15 protein-coding genes are annotated in these 17,307 nt (G+C 63.6%); 5 read left to right on the top strand and 10 right to left on the bottom strand.

Annotation, left to right across the window (positions count from 1 at the left end):
• Nucleotides 1–73: 73 nt before the first annotated feature.
• From F7R19_RS23915 to F7R19_RS23895, 5 genes are all read right to left on the bottom strand, one after another.
• Nucleotides 74–604 carry a chromate transporter gene (locus F7R19_RS23915; protein ID WP_061955925.1) on the bottom strand — a complete coding sequence of 177 codons (531 nt, stop codon included), beginning with the start codon at nucleotides 602–604 and terminating at the stop codon, nucleotides 74–76.
• Nucleotides 601–1,185, bottom strand: a complete 585-nt coding sequence (locus F7R19_RS23910) for a chromate transporter (protein ID WP_150982237.1) — start codon at nucleotides 1,183–1,185, stop codon at nucleotides 601–603. The genes F7R19_RS23915 and F7R19_RS23910 overlap by 4 nt, the downstream gene beginning before the upstream one ends.
• 384 nt (nucleotides 1,186–1,569) lie before the next feature.
• The gene (parC, locus tag F7R19_RS23905; protein ID WP_150982236.1) at nucleotides 1,570–3,906 is read right to left on the bottom strand and encodes a DNA topoisomerase IV subunit A; all 2,337 of its coding nucleotides are present in this window, start codon (nucleotides 3,904–3,906) and stop codon (nucleotides 1,570–1,572) included.
• A gap of 123 nt (nucleotides 3,907–4,029) precedes the next feature.
• Complete coding sequence (locus tag F7R19_RS23900) at nucleotides 4,030–4,830, bottom strand: lytic transglycosylase domain-containing protein (RefSeq protein WP_150982235.1); 801 nt, start codon at nucleotides 4,828–4,830, stop codon at nucleotides 4,030–4,032.
• Between the two features lie 29 nt (nucleotides 4,831–4,859).
• On the bottom strand, nucleotides 4,860–6,854 hold the full coding sequence (locus F7R19_RS23895) for a DNA topoisomerase IV subunit B (RefSeq protein WP_150982234.1): 1,995 nt from the start codon (nucleotides 6,852–6,854) through the stop codon (nucleotides 4,860–4,862).
• A 231-nt stretch (nucleotides 6,855–7,085) separates the two neighbouring features.
• Here F7R19_RS23895 and F7R19_RS23890 point away from each other — a divergent pair, with 231 nt between their 5' ends.
• Together F7R19_RS23890 and F7R19_RS30520 are read left to right on the top strand one after the other, a co-directional pair.
• Entirely contained in the window at nucleotides 7,086–8,297 is a 1,212-nt protein-coding gene (locus tag F7R19_RS23890) for an MFS transporter (protein ID WP_150982233.1), read from the top strand.
• A 1-nt stretch (nucleotide 8,298) separates the two neighbouring features.
• Nucleotides 8,299–8,433 (top strand): hypothetical protein, encoded by a 135-nt coding sequence (locus F7R19_RS30520; protein WP_263289758.1) that lies wholly within the window; start codon nucleotides 8,299–8,301, stop codon nucleotides 8,431–8,433.
• 145 nt (nucleotides 8,434–8,578) lie between these two features.
• Here F7R19_RS30520 and F7R19_RS23885 read toward each other — a convergent pair whose 3' ends face one another.
• Nucleotides 8,579–10,504, bottom strand: coding sequence for an ATP-binding cassette domain-containing protein (locus F7R19_RS23885; RefSeq protein WP_061955951.1), 1,926 nt, complete (start codon nucleotides 10,502–10,504; stop codon nucleotides 8,579–8,581).
• Between the two features lie 508 nt (nucleotides 10,505–11,012).
• Between F7R19_RS23885 and F7R19_RS23880 the strand changes: the two genes are divergently transcribed.
• Both F7R19_RS23880 and F7R19_RS23875 read left to right on the top strand, forming a co-directional pair.
• Entirely contained in the window at nucleotides 11,013–11,945 is a 933-nt protein-coding gene (locus F7R19_RS23880; RefSeq protein ID WP_150982232.1) for an amino acid ABC transporter substrate-binding protein, read from the top strand.
• Nucleotides 11,946–12,253: 308 nt separating this feature from the next.
• Nucleotides 12,254–13,444, top strand: a complete 1,191-nt coding sequence (locus F7R19_RS23875) for a benzoate/H(+) symporter BenE family transporter (RefSeq protein WP_150982231.1) — start codon at nucleotides 12,254–12,256, stop codon at nucleotides 13,442–13,444.
• A 25-nt stretch (nucleotides 13,445–13,469) separates the two neighbouring features.
• On the opposite strand, the gene F7R19_RS23870 is transcribed toward F7R19_RS23875, so the two are convergent.
• On the bottom strand, nucleotides 13,470–13,949 hold the full coding sequence (locus tag F7R19_RS23870) for a hypothetical protein (protein WP_223505905.1): 480 nt from the start codon (nucleotides 13,947–13,949) through the stop codon (nucleotides 13,470–13,472).
• Nucleotides 13,950–14,341: 392 nt separating this feature from the next.
• Between F7R19_RS23870 and F7R19_RS23865 the strand changes: the two genes are divergently transcribed.
• The gene (locus F7R19_RS23865; protein ID WP_061955940.1) at nucleotides 14,342–14,671 is read left to right on the top strand and encodes a DMT family transporter; all 330 of its coding nucleotides are present in this window, start codon (nucleotides 14,342–14,344) and stop codon (nucleotides 14,669–14,671) included.
• 131 nt (nucleotides 14,672–14,802) lie between these two features.
• On the opposite strand, the gene F7R19_RS23860 is transcribed toward F7R19_RS23865, so the two are convergent.
• From F7R19_RS23860 to F7R19_RS29905, 3 genes are all read right to left on the bottom strand, one after another.
• Nucleotides 14,803–15,084 carry a hypothetical protein gene (locus F7R19_RS23860; RefSeq protein WP_150982229.1) on the bottom strand — a complete coding sequence of 94 codons (282 nt, stop codon included), beginning with the start codon at nucleotides 15,082–15,084 and terminating at the stop codon, nucleotides 14,803–14,805.
• Nucleotides 15,085–15,349: 265 nt separating this feature from the next.
• Nucleotides 15,350–16,231 (bottom strand): tetratricopeptide repeat protein, encoded by an 882-nt coding sequence (locus tag F7R19_RS23855; RefSeq protein ID WP_150982228.1) that lies wholly within the window; start codon nucleotides 16,229–16,231, stop codon nucleotides 15,350–15,352.
• A 330-nt stretch (nucleotides 16,232–16,561) separates the two neighbouring features.
• Nucleotides 16,562–17,307: glycoside hydrolase family 19 protein (locus F7R19_RS29905; RefSeq protein WP_409364606.1), on the bottom strand; the 746-nt coding region annotated here is incomplete at its 5' end.

Below are 17,307 nucleotides of genomic sequence, written 5' to 3'. Positions count from 1 at the left end.
CGGCCGCGGGCGCCGATCGGGCGCCGATCGGGCGCCATATTGTCGGCCATTCGCTGCGCCAACCCGGCGCAGCCTACATCAGCCCGAGCAGCCCTGCCCCCGCACCGAGCCCCACCAGCAGCAGCGGATGCACGCGCGTCTTCAGCATCAGGCCGATGGTGACCAGCGTGACCATGGCCGCGGTCCATCGATGATCGACGCTGCTTGCCAGCACCCATCCCGTCGACATCAGCAGGCCGATCGTCAGTGCGGACAAGCCGCGCCGGATCAGTCCGGGCCACACTGCATGCGGCGAGCGCCCCGCAAAGTACTCAAACCCCAGCGCGATTACGCTGGACGGGCCGCAGATGCCGACCATCGACGCAAACGCGCCGGCGGCGCCCGCTACCTGCCAGCCGAACAGCGCCACGAACAGGATATTGGGCCCCGGCGACGCCTGTGAAATCGCATAGAGCGCCGCAAACTGTTCGTCTGTCATCCAGTGACGGGTCTCTACCAAATAGCGATGCATATCGGGGATGACCGTGCCGCCGCCGCCCACGGCGAGCAGCGACAGCATGCCGAAATGCCCGAGCAGATCGCGCAGGATTTCGGGCGATGTCATGGCTTCTCCCGGCGCGTGGTGGCGCGATGTTCCAGCACCAGCGCAACCGGCACCAGCACCGCCATCACGGGCAGCAGCGGCCAGCGCAACAGCCCGATCGCCACGAACGCCGCCGCGCCGACCATCACAGCGCGCACCGTGCGCGGCTGGCTCTGCGCCAGCTTCACGCCGGTCGACAGCACCAGCCCGGCGGCCACCGCGGTCATGCCCGCCAGCGCCTGCTGGACCTGCGGCACGTCCTGGTAGCGCAGATACAGACCCATCACGCACAGCACCACCGCCATCGGCACGAATACCAGCCCGCAGAACGCCGCCAGCGCACCGCGCAACCCCGCGAAACGCAAGCCGAGCATCAAGGCCAGATTGATGACGTTGGGCCCCGGCAGCACCTGTCCCAGGCTGAGGATCTCCACGAAGTCGCGGTCGTCCAGCCAGCGATTGCGTTCCACCACCGAACGGCGCACAAATGGCAACACCCCGCCGAAACCGGAAAGGCCCATGCGGGCAAATTCAAAAAACAGCGTACGGGGCGTGGGCGGCGGCGCAAGCTCGGCCGCGTGTGACAGGGGCGTGGAGGACATGATCGTGATTGGGATCGCCTGCCTTGCGGATTGGGCAGGGTGCCGACATGGTAAGGCAGAACCGCACGCCGACGGACATGCGGGGCATCACGATTCGGCAAGAGGGGATCAGGGTTGACGATGTCCGCGCGGCATCGACATCGGCCGCGGGCGAAGTGGCGGTTGCCGCCGACGCTGCGGAAGGTGTGGGAATCGCCGAAGCTGCGCAAGCCGTCGCAGCGGCCCGGCCCCCGGGTGCGGGGTCGGCGGGCGGTGCAGCGGACCCGTGAGCATGCCCTGCACCGCACCACATCGCGCGACATGCCGGGATTCAGCCGCCGCCGATGCCAACGGCAGCGTCGCGCACCACATTGCACACGACGGCCGCCGCTCCGCGCGTCGACGTTACGTCGGCGATTCCACCTTCACCGGCTCGATCTTCACTTCCTTGAGGCGCGGCTCGATGGCTTTGCCCTTGCGCGCGCGCTTGCCGACGTATGGCAGCAGCGTCTTGCCCGCCAGCTTTTGCGGCGGCACCTTGCCGCCACGGATGCCCGTACCCGAGATCATCAGGCCCGGCGCGCCAACGGCCACGGCCTGCTCGAGCGTTTCCTTCGCCTCAAGCTCCATCAGGATCACGCCGCGGCCGCCCGCGGACAGCACCTTGACCTCGTCCAGGCCCACCAGCAGCAGACGCCCGTTGGCCGAGAAGCACGCCACATGCGTGGCTTCCGTGCCGATCGGCGCCGGCGGCAGGATGGTGTCGCCGTCATCGAGCGTGATAAACGCCTTGCCCGCCTTCTGGCGGCTGATCATGTCGCCAACCTTGGTAACAAAGCCGTTGCCGCCCGCCGTGGCGATCAGCATGCGCTGCTCGGCGCCGCCCGCGAAGGTATGCGCGATCTGCGTGCCCGCGGCCAGGTCGATCAGCGTCGTCACCGGCACGCCGTCGCCACGGCCGCCCGGCAGGCCCGCCACCGCCACCGAATAGACACGCCCATTGCTGCCGAACGCCAGCAGCGTATCGACGGTGCGGCATTCGAACGTGCCATAGAGGTTGTCGCCTGCCTTGAACGTGAACTGGGATGGATCGTGGCCGTGACCCTGGCGCGTGCGCACCCAGCCCTTGCCGGACACGATCACCGTCACCGGCTCGTCGATCACCTTTACCTCGGCAGCCGCGCGGCTGGCTTCCTGGATCAGCGTGCGGCGTGGATCCTTGTCCTCGGGGCTGTACTGCTTGGCGTCCTGCTCGATCTCCTTGATGATCTTGCGGCGCATCATCGTTTCGGACTTCAGCAGCACGTCCAGCTCGGCCTGTTCGTCGCGCAGCCGCGCCAGTTCCTGTTCGATCTTGATCGCTTCCAGCCGCGCCAGCTGACGCAGGCGGATTTCAAGGATGTCCTCGGCCTGCCGATCGCTCAGGCGGAACGCCTCGATCAGCGCGGGCTTGGGCTCGTCGCTTTCGCGGATGATGCGGATCACCTCGTCGATGTTCAGCAGCACCAGCATCCGCCCTTCCAGGATATGGATGCGGTCTTCCACCTTGTTCAGCTGGAAGCGCGTGCGGCGCGTCACCGTGGCGAAGCGGAACTCGATCCATTCGCGCAGGATGTCCTGCAGCCCCTTCTGGCGCGGACGCCCGTCGGTGCCGATCATCACCAGATTGATCGGCGCGCCCGATTCCAGGCTGGTATGTGCCAGCAGCGTCTGGATGAAGTCCTGCTGGTCGGTGTTCTTGCTCTTGGGCTCGAACACCAGCCGAACTGGCGCGTCCTTGCCCGATTCGTCGCGCACCGCATCGAGCACGGCCAGCATCGTGGTCTTGAGCTGGGTCTGCTCGGGCGTCAGCGCCTTCTTGCCGGTGCGGATCTTCGGATTGGTGATTTCCTCGATTTCCTCGAGCACCTTTTGCGACGACGTGTTCGGCGGCAGTTCGGTCACTACCATCTGCCACTGGCCGCGCGCCATTTCCTCGATGGTCCAGCGCGCGCGCACCTTCAGGCTGCCGCGGCCGTTCTCGTAGATCTGGGCGATTTCCGCGGCCGGCGAGATGATCTGGCCGCCGCCGGGATAGTCGGGCCCGGGCATGATCGACAGCAGCTCGGCCAGCGAAATATTGGGATTGCGGATCATCGCCACGGCGGCGCCTGCCACCTCGCGCAGATTGTGCGGCGGGATCTCGGTGGCCATACCGACCGCGATGCCGGACGCCCCGTTCAGCAGGACGAACGGCAGGCGTGCCGGCAGCAGCTTTGGCTCTTCTTCCGATCCGTCGTAGTTGGGCAGGAAATCCACGGTGCCCTGGTCGATTTCATCGAGCAGCAGCCGCGAGATGGGCGTGAGGCGCGCTTCGGTGTAGCGCATCGCCGCGGCGCCGTCGCCATCGCGCGAACCGAAGTTGCCCTGGCCGTCGATCAGCGGATAGCGCAGCGAAAAATCCTGCGCAAGACGCACCAGGGCGTCATAGGCGGATTGGTCGCCGTGCGGGTGAAATTTACCCAGGACTTCACCGACCACGCGCGCCGACTTCACGGGCTTGGCATCAGCGCGCAGTCCCATTGCCTGCATCGCGTAGAGAATGCGCCGCTGCACCGGCTTCTGGCCGTCGGCCACTTCGGGCAGCGCGCGGCCCTTGACCACGCTGACGGCGTAATCGAGATAGGCCCGCTCCGCATAGCGGGCGAGGGTCAGCGAATCGGCCGGTTCATCGGCCTGATACGAAATGTCTGGTTGATCCATGTTTGGCAAGTTTTCGGTGCGCACAGCGCCAGGCGTGCGCGCGTGCCGAGGTTGCGATCAGCGTGGGATTCTAAAGGAAGTGGATGACGACGCCGCCACGGCGCGCACGCCGCGTTGCCGCCGTCAGGGCATGGGCCGGCGTCCGCCGATCACCATCCGCACCCGCTCGGCGGCCACACCCGTGCGCAGCACGCGCCCGCCCGATGCGCCATCCGGCTGGTACAGGCGGTAGAACTCGAGCACTGTGCTGACATACTGGCGCGTCTCGGGGAACGGCGGAATCTGGTTGTTATAGCGTTGCACCGCACCTTCGCCAGCGTTGTACGCCGCCAGCACCAGTTCAAGATTGTTCGGGAACAGCTCCATCAGGAAGCGCAGGTAGCGCACGCCGGCCGAAATGTTCAGCTTCGGATCGGCCAGCTTCTGTTCGACGCTGCGGCGCTTGTCGGCAGCGACGCCGAAGCGCGCGCCGGTGTCCGGGATCACCTGCATCAGCCCGATGGCGCCCTTGGGCGACACCGCCGACGCATTGAAGCCGCTTTCCACGGCCATCACCGCCTTGACCAGCGCCGGGTCAACGTTCTGCGCGTCGGCCACCTGCTGGATGATCGGCTCGACCTGGCGGATGTTCGGGTGGTTCAGCATGTAGCGGAACAGCTTTTCGCGCTCGGGGCTCGACTTGCCCTGCAGCGTGATGGCGCCGCGATGGCCCAGGTCTGCCGAATCGAGGTGGCCGCCGTCGCGCATGAACAGCGTGTAGCGCGCATCGAGCCGGGTGTCGGCAAAATGCGCCACGCCGTCGCCATCGACATAGCCCCACAGCTCGGCATGCGCGGGCGCCACGATGCAGGCGGACAGGGCCAGCGCGCACGCCAGGCGGGCGGCCCGTGCGGTCCAGCGCGATTGCCCTGTCATTTGCTTCATCGTTCTCGCTCCGGTGCAGGTGTCGGCCGTCAGATGTCGGCTTCCACCTCGTTGCCCTTTTCCTCGAGCCAGGTGCGACGCTGCGACGCTTCGCCCTTGCCCATCAGCATGTTCATCATGCTGACCGTCTGCAGCACGTCGAATTCACCAAGCGCCACCGGCAGCAGCCGGCGCGTATCGGGATTCATGGTGGTTTCCCAGAGCTGCGCCGCGCTCATTTCGCCCAGGCCCTTGAAGCGCGAGATCTGCCACGCGCCTTCCTTGACGCCATCCTTGAGCAGCTTGTCCTGGATCGCCTCGAGTTCGCCCTCGTCCAGCGCATACAGCTTCTGCGCGGGCTTCTTGCCGCGCGCCGGCGCATCGACGCGGAACAACGGCGGACGCGCCACGCAGACGTGTCCCTTTTCGATCAGTTTCGGGAAATGGCGGAAGAACAGCGTCAGCAGCAGCACCTGGATGTGCGCGCCGTCCACGTCCGCGTCGGACAGGATGCAGATCTTGCCGTAGCGCAGGTTGGACAGGTCGGGCTCGTCGTCCGGGCCGTGCGGGTCCACGCCGATCGCCACGGCGATGTCGTGCACCTCGTTGTTGGCGAACAGGCGGTCGCGTTCGGTTTCCCAGGTGTTGAGCACCTTGCCGCGCAGCGGCAGGATGGCCTGGAATTCCTTGTCGCGGCCCATCTTGGCCGAACCGCCGGCCGAGTCGCCCTCCACCAGGAAGATCTCGTTGCGCTCGACATCGGTCGATTCGCAATCGGTCAGCTTGCCGGGAAGCACGGCCACGCCGGAGCCCTTTTTCTTTTCCACCTTCTGCGCGGCACGCGTGCGCGCCTGCGCCTGGCGGATCACCAGTTCGGCCAGCTTCTTGCCGAAGTCGACATGATGATTGAGCCAGAGCTCCAGCGCCGGACGGCTGAAGGTTGACACCAGCCGCACGGCGTCGCGGCTGTTCAGACGTTCCTTGATCTGGCCCTGGAACTGCGGATCGAGCACCTTGGCCGACAGCACGAACGAGGCGCGCGCGAACACGTCCTCGCTCATCAGCTTCACGCCCTTGGGCTGCAGCGAGTGCATTTCGATGAAACTCTTCACGGCCAGAAACAGCCCTTCGCGCAGGCCGGATTCATGCGTGCCGCCTGCCGGCGTGGGAATCAGGTTGACATACGATTCGCGCACCGGCGCACCGTCTTCGGTCCACGCCACCACCCACGAAGCGCCTTCACCTTCGGCAAACCCTTCCTCGCCGGGGTTCTTGTCCGGATCGGCAAAATGCTCGCCCTCGAACATCGGGATCACCAGTTCCGCGCCGCTGCCTTGCGCCAGCGCCTCGACCAGATAGCCCTTCAGGCCCTGCTCGTATTGCCAGACGGTCTGTTCGCCGGTTTTCTCGACCACCAGCGTGACCTTCACGCCGGGCAGAAGCACCGCCTTGGAACGCAGCAGCCGCTGCAGTTCGGCCATCGGGATGGCGGCCGAATCGAAGTATTTGGCGTCGGGCCATACCTGCACGCGCGTGCCGCTCTTCTTCTGGCCGCGGTCGAGCTTGCGGCTTTCCAGTGCGCGCGTGACTTCGCCGCCATGTTCGAAGGTCAGCGTCGATTCCATGCCGTCGCGCCATACCGTGACATCGAGCCGCGTGGCCAGCGCATTGGTGACCGACACGCCCACACCATGCAAGCCGCCCGAAAACGCGTAGGCGCCGCCCTTGCCCTTGTCGAACTTGCCGCCCGCATGGAGCCGCGTGAAGACGATCTCGACCACCGGCACGCCCTCATCGGGATGGATGCCCACGGGAATGCCGCGGCCGTCGTCTTCCACGCTGATGCTGCCGTCGCGATGCAGGGTCACCAGGATGGTGGTGCCGTGGCCGCCCAACGCCTCGTCGGACGCGTTGTCGATCACCTCTTGCACGATGTGCAGGGGGTTGTCGGTACGGGTGTACATGCCGGGCCGTTGCTTGACCGGCTCCAGGCCTTTCAGGACCCGGATGGAAGATTCGCTGTACTGACTGGTTTTGCTCGCCATGGAGTCGATACGGATAGTAGGTCTCGCGGCCGTCGTCGGCCGGTTTGCGCTGCATTGTAATGGATGGCCGCGGCCGGCAATCCTTTTGGAAAACCACGAAAATCCGCGGCCGGCAGGAATCCGGCACGGGAGGTAAACTCGGCAGCCAGCGGGCGGCAGGCCGCGCGCCGCGCCGGCCACGCCTCGTCAGCGCCACAAAACAATAGAAACAATACCGAGCCCGACACCGACATGAACGACCGCAAACTGACCCTGACTTCCGTACTGGTGTGCGGCGGCCTGCTCGTCACCCTTTCCATGGGCATCCGGCACGGCTTCGGCCTGTTCAACCTGCCGATCACGCAGACGCATGGCTGGAACCGCGAGACCTTCGCCTTTGCGCTGGCGCTGCAGAACCTGATGTGGGGCGCCAGCCAGCCGATCACCGGCGCGCTGGCCGACAAGTTTGGCGCGATGCGCATCATGCTGATCGGCGTGGCGCTCTATGTGGCCGGACTGATCGTGATGGCGCTGGCCACCAGCGGCACGGCGTTTGCCACCGGCGCGGGCGTGCTGATCGGCATCGCGCAATCGGGCACCACCTACAGCGTGGTGTACGGCGTGATCGGCCGCGTGGCCAGCCCGGACAAGCGCGTGTGGGCCATGGGCATCGCCGCGGCGGCCGGTTCGTTCGGGCAGTTCCTGATGATCCCGGTGGAACAGACGCTGATTTCCACCGCCGGCTGGCAGAACGCGCTGTATATCCTGGCGTTCCTGGCTTGCTTCATGCTGCCGCTGGCGCTGATGTTGCGCGAGCCGAAGATCGAAGCGAACACCAGCGGCCCCCACCAGAGCATCGGCGAGGCCACGCGCGAAGCATTCTCCAACCGCAACTTCCAGCTGCTGACGCTCGGCTACTTCGTGTGCGGTTTCCAGGTCGTGTTCATCGGCGTCCACCTGACGCCCTATCTGAAGGATCGCGGCTTTGCCGACGTCAAGATCGCCACCGTGGCGCTGGCGCTGATCGGCCTGTTCAATGTCTTCGGCACCTACACGGCAGGCGCGATGGGCCAGCGCATGCCCAAGCGCTACCTGCTGTCGGCGATCTACCTTGCGCGCTCGTTCGTGATCGCCGGCTACCTGATGCTGCCGCTGTCCGCGTGGAGCACGTGGATCTTTGCCGCGCTGATGGGTTTCCTGTGGCTGTCCACGGTGCCGCTGACCAACGGCATCATCGCGCAAGTGTTCGGCGTGAAATACCTGTCGATGCTGTCGGGCGTGGTGTTCTTCTCGCACCAGATCGGCAGCTTTCTGGGCGCCTGGCTGGGCGGCTACCTGTTCGACAAGACCGGCAGCTACGACATGGTGTGGATGATCGCAATCGGCCTTGGCGTGCTGGCCGCGCTGGTCAACCTGCCGATCCGCGAGCACGCACTGGTGCGCACCCAGCCGGCGGGCGCCTGACATGTCCGCCATCCACTGGACCCGGGGATTGGCCTACGTGGCACTGGCGGCGGTGCTGACGCTGGGCTTCCTGGCCTACCTGCGCCCGGCGTTCATGGTCGACCTGACGAACATGGTGTTGGCGTGGTGCGGCTAGCGGGCAGCTAGCGGGCGAAGGTGCTCGCTGTGCGGGCGCGTGACGCGAATGTGCTGCCGCGTCGCTGACAAGCGCCCGGCGCGGCCTGGCGACAGCGAAAGAGGACGAGGGCCGGCCGGCGGACGATCGTCCACGCGCCGGATCTTCAGGCGCCCTCGCCGCTGGTTTTCTTCTCCAGCACTTCCCAGCGCTCGAGCGCTTCCAGCAGTTCCATCTCGATCTCGTCGTGGCGCGTCGCCAGTTCCGCAGCGCGCGCGGGATCGCTGGCATAGAGCGATCCGTCTTCGAGCTGCGCGCCGATGGTCTTCTGTTCGGCTTCCAGCGCCGCAATCCGCTCGGGCAGGCCGTCGAGTTCGCGCTGCTCTTTGTACGAGAGCTTGACGGTCCGGTTGGCACCGCGTGCGTCGCGGCTGCTTGCCTTGGGCGCCTCGACGGGCTTCGCTTCGGCCTGCCGGGTGGCCTGCAGCGCCTGCGCGCGCGCCGACTGCTCGACCCAATCCGAATAGCCGCCCACCGATTCGCGCCACTGGCCATCGCCTTCGGCGGCGATCGTCGACGTCACCACGTTGTCCAGGAATGCCCGATCGTGGGACACCAGGAACACCGTGCCGCTATAGTCCTGCAGCAGTTCTTCCAGCAATTCGAGCGTGTCGATATCGAGATCGTTGGTCGGCTCGTCGAGCACCAGCACGTTGGCGGGACGCGCAAACAGGCGCGCCAGCAACAGCCGATTGCGCTCGCCGCCGGAGAGCGATTTCACCGGCGAGCGCGCACGTTCCGGCGCGAACAGGAAATCGCCCAGATAGCTCATCACGTGCTTGCGTTGCCCGTTGACTTCGACCCAGTCGCTGCCGGGGCTGATGGTGTCGGCCAGCGATTTCTCCAGATCGAGCGAGGTGCGCATCTGGTCGAAATAGGCCACCTGCAGGTTGCTGCCATTGCGCACGGTGCCGCGATCGGGCGCCAGCTCGCCAAGGATCAGGCGCAGCAGCGTGGTCTTGCCAACGCCGTTCGGGCCGATCAGGCCGACCTTGTCGCCACGCATGATCGTCGCCGTGAAATCGCGCACGACCACCTTGTCGCCATACGACTTGGACACATCGACCAGTTCGGCGACGATCTTGCCGGAGCGCTCGGCCTGGGACACTTCGAGCTTGACGTTGCCCTGTACTTCGCGCCGCGCCTGGCGTTCGGCGCGCATCGTCACCAGCCGCTGCACGCGCGCCACGCTGCGCGTACGGCGCGCTTCGACGCCCTTGCGGATCCACACTTCTTCCTGCGCCAGCAGCTTGTCGAACTTGGCCTGCTCGACGGCTTCGTTGGCCAGCAGTTCGGCCTTGCGCGCCTGGTATGCGGCGAAGTTGCCGGGGAACGACACCAGCCGGCCGCGATCGAGTTCGACGATGCGCGTGGCCACGCGGTCCAGGAATGCGCGGTCATGGGTGATCAGCAGCACGCTGCCGCGAAAACCCAGCAGCAGGTCTTCGAGCCAGCGGATGGCCTGCACGTCGAGATGGTTGGTCGGCTCGTCGAGCAGCAAGATGTCCGGATCGGCCACCAGCCCCTGCGCCAGCGCCACGCGCTTCTGCAGGCCGCCAGACAGCGCGTCGACGCGCACATGCGGATCGAGATCGAGTTTGGCCAGCGTGGTCTCCACGCGCGTGCGCAACTGCCATGCATCGGCCGCATCGAGTTCGGCCTGCACGCGATGCAGTTCGGCCAGCGTGGCCTCGTCGTTGTGCGTCTCAAGCCGGGCCAGCGCGGCGTCGTAGCGCAGCAGCAGATCGTGCGCGGCACCCATGCCCTGGCTGACCGCATCGAACACGGTCAGCCCGGGCTCGAACTGTGGCTCCTGCGCCACATAGGTAGACGTCACGCCGCTCTGGCGCGCGATCAGCCCGTCGTCGGGCGCGGAAAGTCCTGCAACGATACGCAGCAGCGACGATTTGCCGGAGCCGTTGCGGCCGATCAGGCCGACGCGTTCGCCTGCTTCGATCGAAAAATCGGTGTGGTCGAGCAAGGCCACATGGCCAAAGGCCAGTTGGGCATCGGAAATGGAAAACAGGGCCATGGTGTCGGACGGGGTAAGCGGCGCCGGCAGCGAGGAAACCGGAAGGAAACTTCGCCGGCGCGCAGGCAGGCCCGAATTGTAGACGACTGTGCTGCGCGCCATGCTTCGCCAGTGTCGGCCGCGGCGCGCACCGCCCGAAAAAAAAGATGGGCCCGTTCAGCCGAACGGGCCCAAGAGTCTCTCCTCGGTGCCCTGCTCGCAAGGCACGTCTGAAGCATAGCCACGCGCGACCTGCGCCAGAAGTCGGACAAATCCGTAAGGGAAAGTCCCCGTCAACCCGCAAGCCGCACGAGCGTTGCTCGCCGTGGACGTCGAAGCGGTCTTCCAGGACTTCGGGTTGTGCCGCGACGCCCCGCCGTGGAACAATCTGCGAACAACAATCTGCACCGGCAGATTGCTCCGAACGCACAACGACAGCAGCACCGCAGTACGAGAGCCGGATCGATCCGGCCATCGGCGGCCAACGCGCCGCCTGGGTTTTTCCTGACAATTTTCGACGGGTGTCTACATGATCAATTCGGGCCTGCCGCGCCGTGCCTTGTTCCAGGGCATGGCGCCTGTCGTATTCTCGCTTGCCGTCCTGCTCTGCCTGCCGCCTGCGCCGGCGCGCGCGGCCACGCCAAATCCGGTGGTCGCGCGCATCCAGCAGAGCGGCGTCATCCGCATCGCGCACCGCGAAAGCTCGGTGCCGTTCTCGTTCGTGGCGGACGGCAAGCCGATGGGCTATGCCGTCGACCTGTGCCTGAAAGTGGCCGACGCGGTGCGCAGCCAGCTCAAGCTGCCGCAGTTGCGCGTGGAATGGGTGCCGGTGACGCCGGCCTCGCGCATTCCCGCCATCGTCGATGGCAAGGCCGATCTCGAATGCGGATCGACCACCAACAATCGCGAACGGCGCGAACAGGTAGCCTTCACCATTCCGCACTACATTGCCGGCAGCCGCATGCTGGTGAAAAGCGATGCGGGCATTCGCAAATGGAGCGACCTGCGCGGCAAGACCGTGGTATCGACCACCAAGACCACGCCGCTGGAAATGCTGCGCAAGATGGACGAATCCGGCGCGATGGGCTGGAAGGTGGTGGAGGCCAAGGACCACGCCGAGGCGTTCGCGATGGTGGAATCGGGCAAGGCCGACGCCTTCGTGATGGACGACGTGCTGCTGTTCGGGCTGCGCGCCAACGCCAAAAATCCGGCCGCGCTGGCGGTAACCGGGGACCTACTGACGATCGAACCGTACGCGATCATGCTGTCCAGACAAGACGCAGAGTTCAAGAAGATCGTCGACCGCGCGCTGATCGCATCGATCTACGACCAGGAAACGCAAAAGCTGTATCGAAAGTGGTTCCTGCAGCCGATTCCGCCCAATGGGATCACGCTCGACATCCCGATGAGCTATCTGCTACGCGACTCGTTCAAGTTCCCGAGCGACAAGGTGGCGGACTGAGGCTTCGTACCGCGCGTGGCGGCGCCGGCCACGCGCGTTGCGCTGGCGGCATTTCCAGAACGCGCCGCCGTAACTTGCCGCCGGCGGTTTGGGCCAGCGGTGCGCTCGCCGTCGGCGCCGTAAAACTTGCCATGGCCTGCTGCGCCGTGCGCGCCGCCATCGCCATCTCCCCCAACGTTGCCGCCATCGCGCGGCCCTTGTCCGTCGCCATACGCCACGGCCGCCGGAACAAAACCGGCACCTGCGCCGCCGTCCCGTGCGAAGATACCGGCCGTGCCGCAACGGCCGCCCATCCTTGCCCGACGATAATGACTGCCGCCGCCTCCCTGAAGCTGTCCGACCTGTCTGTTTCCACCACCGTGGCCGGGTTGATCGCCATGCTGACCGGCTACACCAGTTCGCTGGTGCTGATGATCCAGGCCGGCCAGGCCGCGCATCTGTCCGATGCCCAAATCGCGTCGTGGATCTGGGCGTTATCGATTGGCATGGGCGTGACCACGTTGGGACTGTCCCTGGTCATGCGCGTGCCGATCGTCGTGGCGTGGTCCACGCCGGGCGCCGCGCTGCTGATCGCCAGTCTGCCGGGCGTGCTCTACCCCGAAGCCATCGGCGCGTTCCTGCTGGCCGCGCTGATGATGACGGCCGCCGGGCTGACCGGCTGGTTCGACAAACTGATGAAGGCGTTGCCGGCCAGTATCGCGTCGGCGCTGCTGGCCGGCATCCTGTTCCGCATCAGCATCGATGTGTTCGTGCAAGCGCAGCATCACACCGTACTGCTGCTGACGATGTTTGCCGCCTATCTGCTGGGCCGCCGCTGGTGGCCGCGCTATGCGGTGCCGGGCGTGCTGGCGATCGGCATTGCGCTGGCCGCCGCGCTGGGCCAGTTGCACTTCGACCAGTTCCACTTCGCCGTGGCGCGGCCGGTGTGGACCACGCCGGCATTTTCGCTGTCGGCGTTCATCAGCATCGGCCTGCCGCTGTTCATCGTGGCGCTGGCCTCGCAGAACATTCCCGGACTGGCGGTGCTGCGCGCGGACGGCTATCACGTGCCGGCCAGCCCGCTGATCGCCGTGACGGGGCTGGCGTCCGCCATCCTCGCGCCGTTCGGATCCCATGGCATCAACCTCGCCGCGATTACCGCCGCCATCTGCACCGGTCCCCAGGCCGACGCCGATCCGCGCCGCCGCTACATGGCCGCCGTGGTTTGCGGGCTCGGCTATCTGGCGATGGGCGTGATGGCGGCCAGCATCGCCGCACTGTTCGCGGCGTTTCCCAAGGCGCTGGTGGTGGCCGTGGCGGCGTTTGCCCTGTTCGGTTCGATCGCCAATGGCCTGACCGTGGCCATGCAGACGCCGGCAGAGCGCGAATCGGCACTGCTGACATTCATGATCACGGCCTCCGGCATGACGCTGGCCGGCGTCGGCTCTGCATTTTGGGGCGTGGTGGGCGGCATGCTTGCGCTACTGGTCCTCAGGCCGCGCACCGCACGCGCCGCCTGACCTGTGCCGCAGTGCCAGGCCGCCGTCAGAGCAGCAGGAAGGCAACCTCCGCCGCCGTGATCGACGAGAGCGATACGCCCTTGCGACGCTTGTAGAGTACGTGCTCCAGCACGCGATCGCGATGCTGGGCAAACACTTCACGGTCGAACCGCAATGCAGCGACGCCATAGTGTTCGGCCAGCAGCTTGTAGACACGATGCCGCACCAGCAACATCTCGTTCTCGGCCTGCAGGCGCGACATTTCCGCGGCGTGCTCTTCCTCGAGCTGGCGCATGCCGACCACCACACGCGCATGCATGCCGCGATAGCGGTCGATTTCAGTGTGGGCACGGCGTAATTCCTCGCGCAGTGCCCGCGCTTCCTGCATCAGCTTGAAATGTTGCTGGACGCCGCGCTGGATGCGGGACGCTTCTTCCAGCGCGTGATCGGCGGAGGCAATCGTGTTCTGCCAGACGCCTTCACCAAATTCGGCGGCGGCCTCGGTTGCCACCGCTGCTTCGGCCATTTGCGTGACCGGCCAGGCTGCGGCCGGATCCGGATCGTTGTTCATACCGCTCCCCTTATCCCGTCAGTCAACCTATTGCCGCGGCATTTTTTTCGATGCGAGCCGGGTCAGGTCGATGCGATCACCGCGACATTCTGATATGGCCACCTCGTTGACTATCCCGGGTGACTATGGCGCCATGCGCCTTCCTTCATTCAAAGCCGGTATCGACTGCGGCACAACCACCCGGAGGGAGGGCTGTTCAACCGCCGGAAACCCGCATGACGACTGGATTCTGAGGTATTTTCACGCGGTTTGGCAGACCCGTTTGGGGGGCGGCCTGCATAATAATGGGCTCGAATCCGCCCAAGGCGCCGCAAGCGCCGCTTTTTTCACCGGGGAATATCGCCAACATGAACGGATACCTGCTGCTCGCCCTCGCCATCGTCGCGGAAGTCATCGCCACCAGCAGCCTGAAGGCAGCGGAAAACTTCACGCGCCTGGGGCCCAGCGTCCTCGTGGTGACTGGCTACGTTGCCGCCTTCTGGCTGTTGATGCAGGTGATGAAGACCGTGCCCGTGGGAGTGGCGTATGCGATCTGGTGCGGCGCCGGCATTGTGCTGGTCACCCTGATCGCCGCCGTGCTGTACCGCCAGGTGCCGGACCTGGCCGCCTGGATCGGCATCGCGCTGATCATCGGCGGCGTGGCAGTGATCCAGCTGTTTTCGAGGATGAGCCACTGACGGACGCGACCGCTTCACCGCGTCGCCCGTCATCCCGATACCGCCCTCCTCAGGGCTGATCCGGCCCGGTAGCGCCCCGGTAGCGCCCCAAAACCTGCACCGGCCAAGCACCCCTTGCCAGCGCTGCCGCCTCAGCTTTTGGGCGGCAGCAAGCGCAGCAGCCGATTGATCTGCGCCAGCGTGTCGCATTCGTCGGCATTGCGCTTGCGGCGCTGATCGATGATGTCCAGCAACGTCCGGATCTCCGCGTTCTTGACCTCGCAGCTCGCCTTCGGCTCATTGGTACACGCCACATTGATCTCGCCTCGCAAGCTCTCCTGCGCAATATCGATCAGCGCCGTACATCCAGATGTATCCGCCAGCGCCGGATCGGATGCCGGCTGCACCGCGATAGCGCGCGACGTGGCAAGCACGGCAAGAACAGACAGACAGCGCAAAAGCGTCCGGGCAAAGGGCATGGATAAACAGGATGAAAGAGGACGGGCTCACGCCTGCGGCGTGCAGGCGACATCATAGCCGTTTGCAATATCTGACTAGCGGAAATCGGAGGGCGGGGGATGGCGGGGGCGGGGGCGGCAAGTGCCGAACCACGCGCTTGGGAGGGGAGGGGTTTGGCGATGATGGCCGACTTGCAGACGCGGTCCGGATCACAACTTCGGGCGCCTTACCGGCCAATGGTCAATTATCACAACCTATAATTCGATCTCCTACTCGACTTGGAATTTTCGATTTAAGCCCATTTGAGATCATATCATCACGATATTCTTTATAAAAACAAGATGCTTTTTGCGAGAAATTGTTGAGCCAATATGCATCTGCCAAGTTCAGCTTGGCAACTATTCTGCGAGGATACCTCTTGACTATCGCTTCCAAGACAGGAATAGCCTCATACGATCTTCCGTTTTCCGAAAGATAGAATGAAAGATTGTTGATATCCTGTACATTATTCGCGTTTATGTGTGAAATTAGCTCAGAAACGCTATAAGATGGAAGCGAATCCAGATATTCCATTAAGGTAGATTCGCCACTCTCCGCGGCACGAAATCTCAAAATTTCATCGTCTATTTTTTTATCCACCAATGCAGATGACTCATACTCATAGGTATCACTCGCCCCAATTCTTGAGCAATTTATAACTCTCGCGACACTCTCGACAGATGCGACAATCCCCACTGTCAAATCTGCCATTTCGCCGGTTATTTCCCTAACCATGCACCAGCTGGAATAATCATCCTTCCACTCATAAATTTTTCTGTATATTCGCCCACCCTGCCCTTGACAAGTCCCATCAATCGCGATATTTCGAGTACGCGGAACTGAATATAGCGCCATGACGCTACATTCATCGAACTTCGCAACTAGAAAGTAAGTCGTATTATTCAATGATGGCGAATAATAGCTTATCGACAATCCATACGAGTTATTTTCATAAATAAATTCTCCAACCTTATTTTTACCCTCGAAATCCCCCGCCAAGCTCAATTGCGCCGCCTCGGATCTATTTACAAACAGGATGGCGGTAGCCACCAATGCAATAGCAAAAACGCGAATTCTTTCCATAGGTTTAGCTATCCCCGAGCGCACTTAGTCTAGACTCCGCATAGGTTCTAACTGGGTTGCGAGACCCAATTCCGTACCAGCCTTGGTCTTTTGGATTTCCGCGACTATCAAGAGGCCCGCCCGCAGCGTCATCAAGCTCTAAATAACGGCGGTAACCCTTAATTGATTCGGTGTTAGATTTGGTGTCTATACCGGACTTAACTATCCCTCCTGTGTCATGCCACATCCCCCAAGCGAAAGATGCTCGTTTTTCATTGTAGGCCTTGCTTTCTTCAAATATATACGATCCGTTTTTATTAAGTTTCAAACATCCTTGAAGTCCAAGGGCTTCTACCGCGCTATTAAAATATGACAGCCTATGATCGTAGCCATTGAATCCCCATTGATTTTTCTGACGATCCAAATGAAATCATCCGCATCGCTAGCGGCCATCAGCGATGCTTGTTTTGTGTAAAACCAAGCTGCCGATAAAATCGCGTGTGGCGCTCTTTCCAGCTTGCTCATTGAGGCCGAGTTTGATGTCACGTCCTCGCCGGAATATGCCTCGTAGTCTCGATAATTTGCTTCGAATGTGACTTGGATGAGCCCCCGGCCCCGCCACGGGTCATAGGCCAATTTTTCTCCAAGTTCACGGGTATGTTTAAACTCACCGCTTTCCGCCAGTACTTGAGCAATAAAGTGCGCACGCCCGAGACACGTATCAAAAGAGTAGTCCGAGAAAGCCTGATTTAGAGCATCGATGTACTCTTGGATTTTTTGATCCGTCGCATAGGTAGCTATACGCTTCAGACTTGCGGCACTAAGTTCGCGGCCCTGGCATGAGCATGCGTCGACAGAAAAATTCCCCACCAACCCAATCGGGTGAATATGAAAAACATCCGACCCCGGCAGATCACTGACTCCTGCCTTCACGTCATCCCACCAAACAAGCCTCTCGACCCGCTTCTGTTCCTCGACGTGCTGCGGCTGCGGACCTGTGTGCTCTTCAATCTCGCGAATTAATTGCTGCCACTTATTTGGATTGGCCCATTCACTTTCGTGCTTGATGATGAGACGCGACACCCGCAATGCGCGCC

Source organism: Cupriavidus pauculus (assembly GCF_008801835.1).
In the GTDB taxonomy this organism is placed as follows: domain Bacteria; phylum Pseudomonadota; class Gammaproteobacteria; order Burkholderiales; family Burkholderiaceae; genus Cupriavidus; species Cupriavidus pauculus.
This window is presented reverse-complemented; position numbering and strand designations above follow the sequence as displayed.

Excerpts from the sequence above, each read along its gene's own strand:
- F7R19_RS23870 (WP_223505905.1), bottom strand. The coding sequence starts at position 13,949 with ATGGCCGAAGCAGCGGTGGCAACCGAGGCCGCCGCCGAATTTGGTGAA.
- F7R19_RS23895 (WP_150982234.1), bottom strand. The coding sequence starts at position 6,854 with ATGGCGAGCAAAACCAGTCAGTACAGCGAATCTTCCATCCGGGTCCTG.
- F7R19_RS30520 (WP_263289758.1), top strand. The coding sequence starts at position 8,299 with ATGTCCGCCATCCACTGGACCCGGGGATTGGCCTACGTGGCACTGGCG.
- F7R19_RS23900 (WP_150982235.1), bottom strand. The coding sequence starts at position 4,830 with ATGAAGCAAATGACAGGGCAATCGCGCTGGACCGCACGGGCCGCCCGC.
- F7R19_RS23875 (WP_150982231.1), top strand. The coding sequence starts at position 12,254 with ATGACTGCCGCCGCCTCCCTGAAGCTGTCCGACCTGTCTGTTTCCACC.
- F7R19_RS23855 (WP_150982228.1), bottom strand. The coding sequence starts at position 16,231 with ATGGAAAGAATTCGCGTTTTTGCTATTGCATTGGTGGCTACCGCCATC.
- F7R19_RS23885 (WP_061955951.1), bottom strand. The coding sequence starts at position 10,504 with ATGGCCCTGTTTTCCATTTCCGATGCCCAACTGGCCTTTGGCCATGTG.
- parC (WP_150982236.1), bottom strand. The coding sequence starts at position 3,906 with ATGGATCAACCAGACATTTCGTATCAGGCCGATGAACCGGCCGATTCG.
- F7R19_RS23865 (WP_061955940.1), top strand. The coding sequence starts at position 14,342 with ATGAACGGATACCTGCTGCTCGCCCTCGCCATCGTCGCGGAAGTCATC.
- F7R19_RS23880 (WP_150982232.1), top strand. The coding sequence starts at position 11,013 with ATGATCAATTCGGGCCTGCCGCGCCGTGCCTTGTTCCAGGGCATGGCG.
- F7R19_RS23910 (WP_150982237.1), bottom strand. The coding sequence starts at position 1,185 with ATGTCCTCCACGCCCCTGTCACACGCGGCCGAGCTTGCGCCGCCGCCC.
- F7R19_RS23890 (WP_150982233.1), top strand. The coding sequence starts at position 7,086 with ATGAACGACCGCAAACTGACCCTGACTTCCGTACTGGTGTGCGGCGGC.
- F7R19_RS23915 (WP_061955925.1), bottom strand. The coding sequence starts at position 604 with ATGACATCGCCCGAAATCCTGCGCGATCTGCTCGGGCATTTCGGCATG.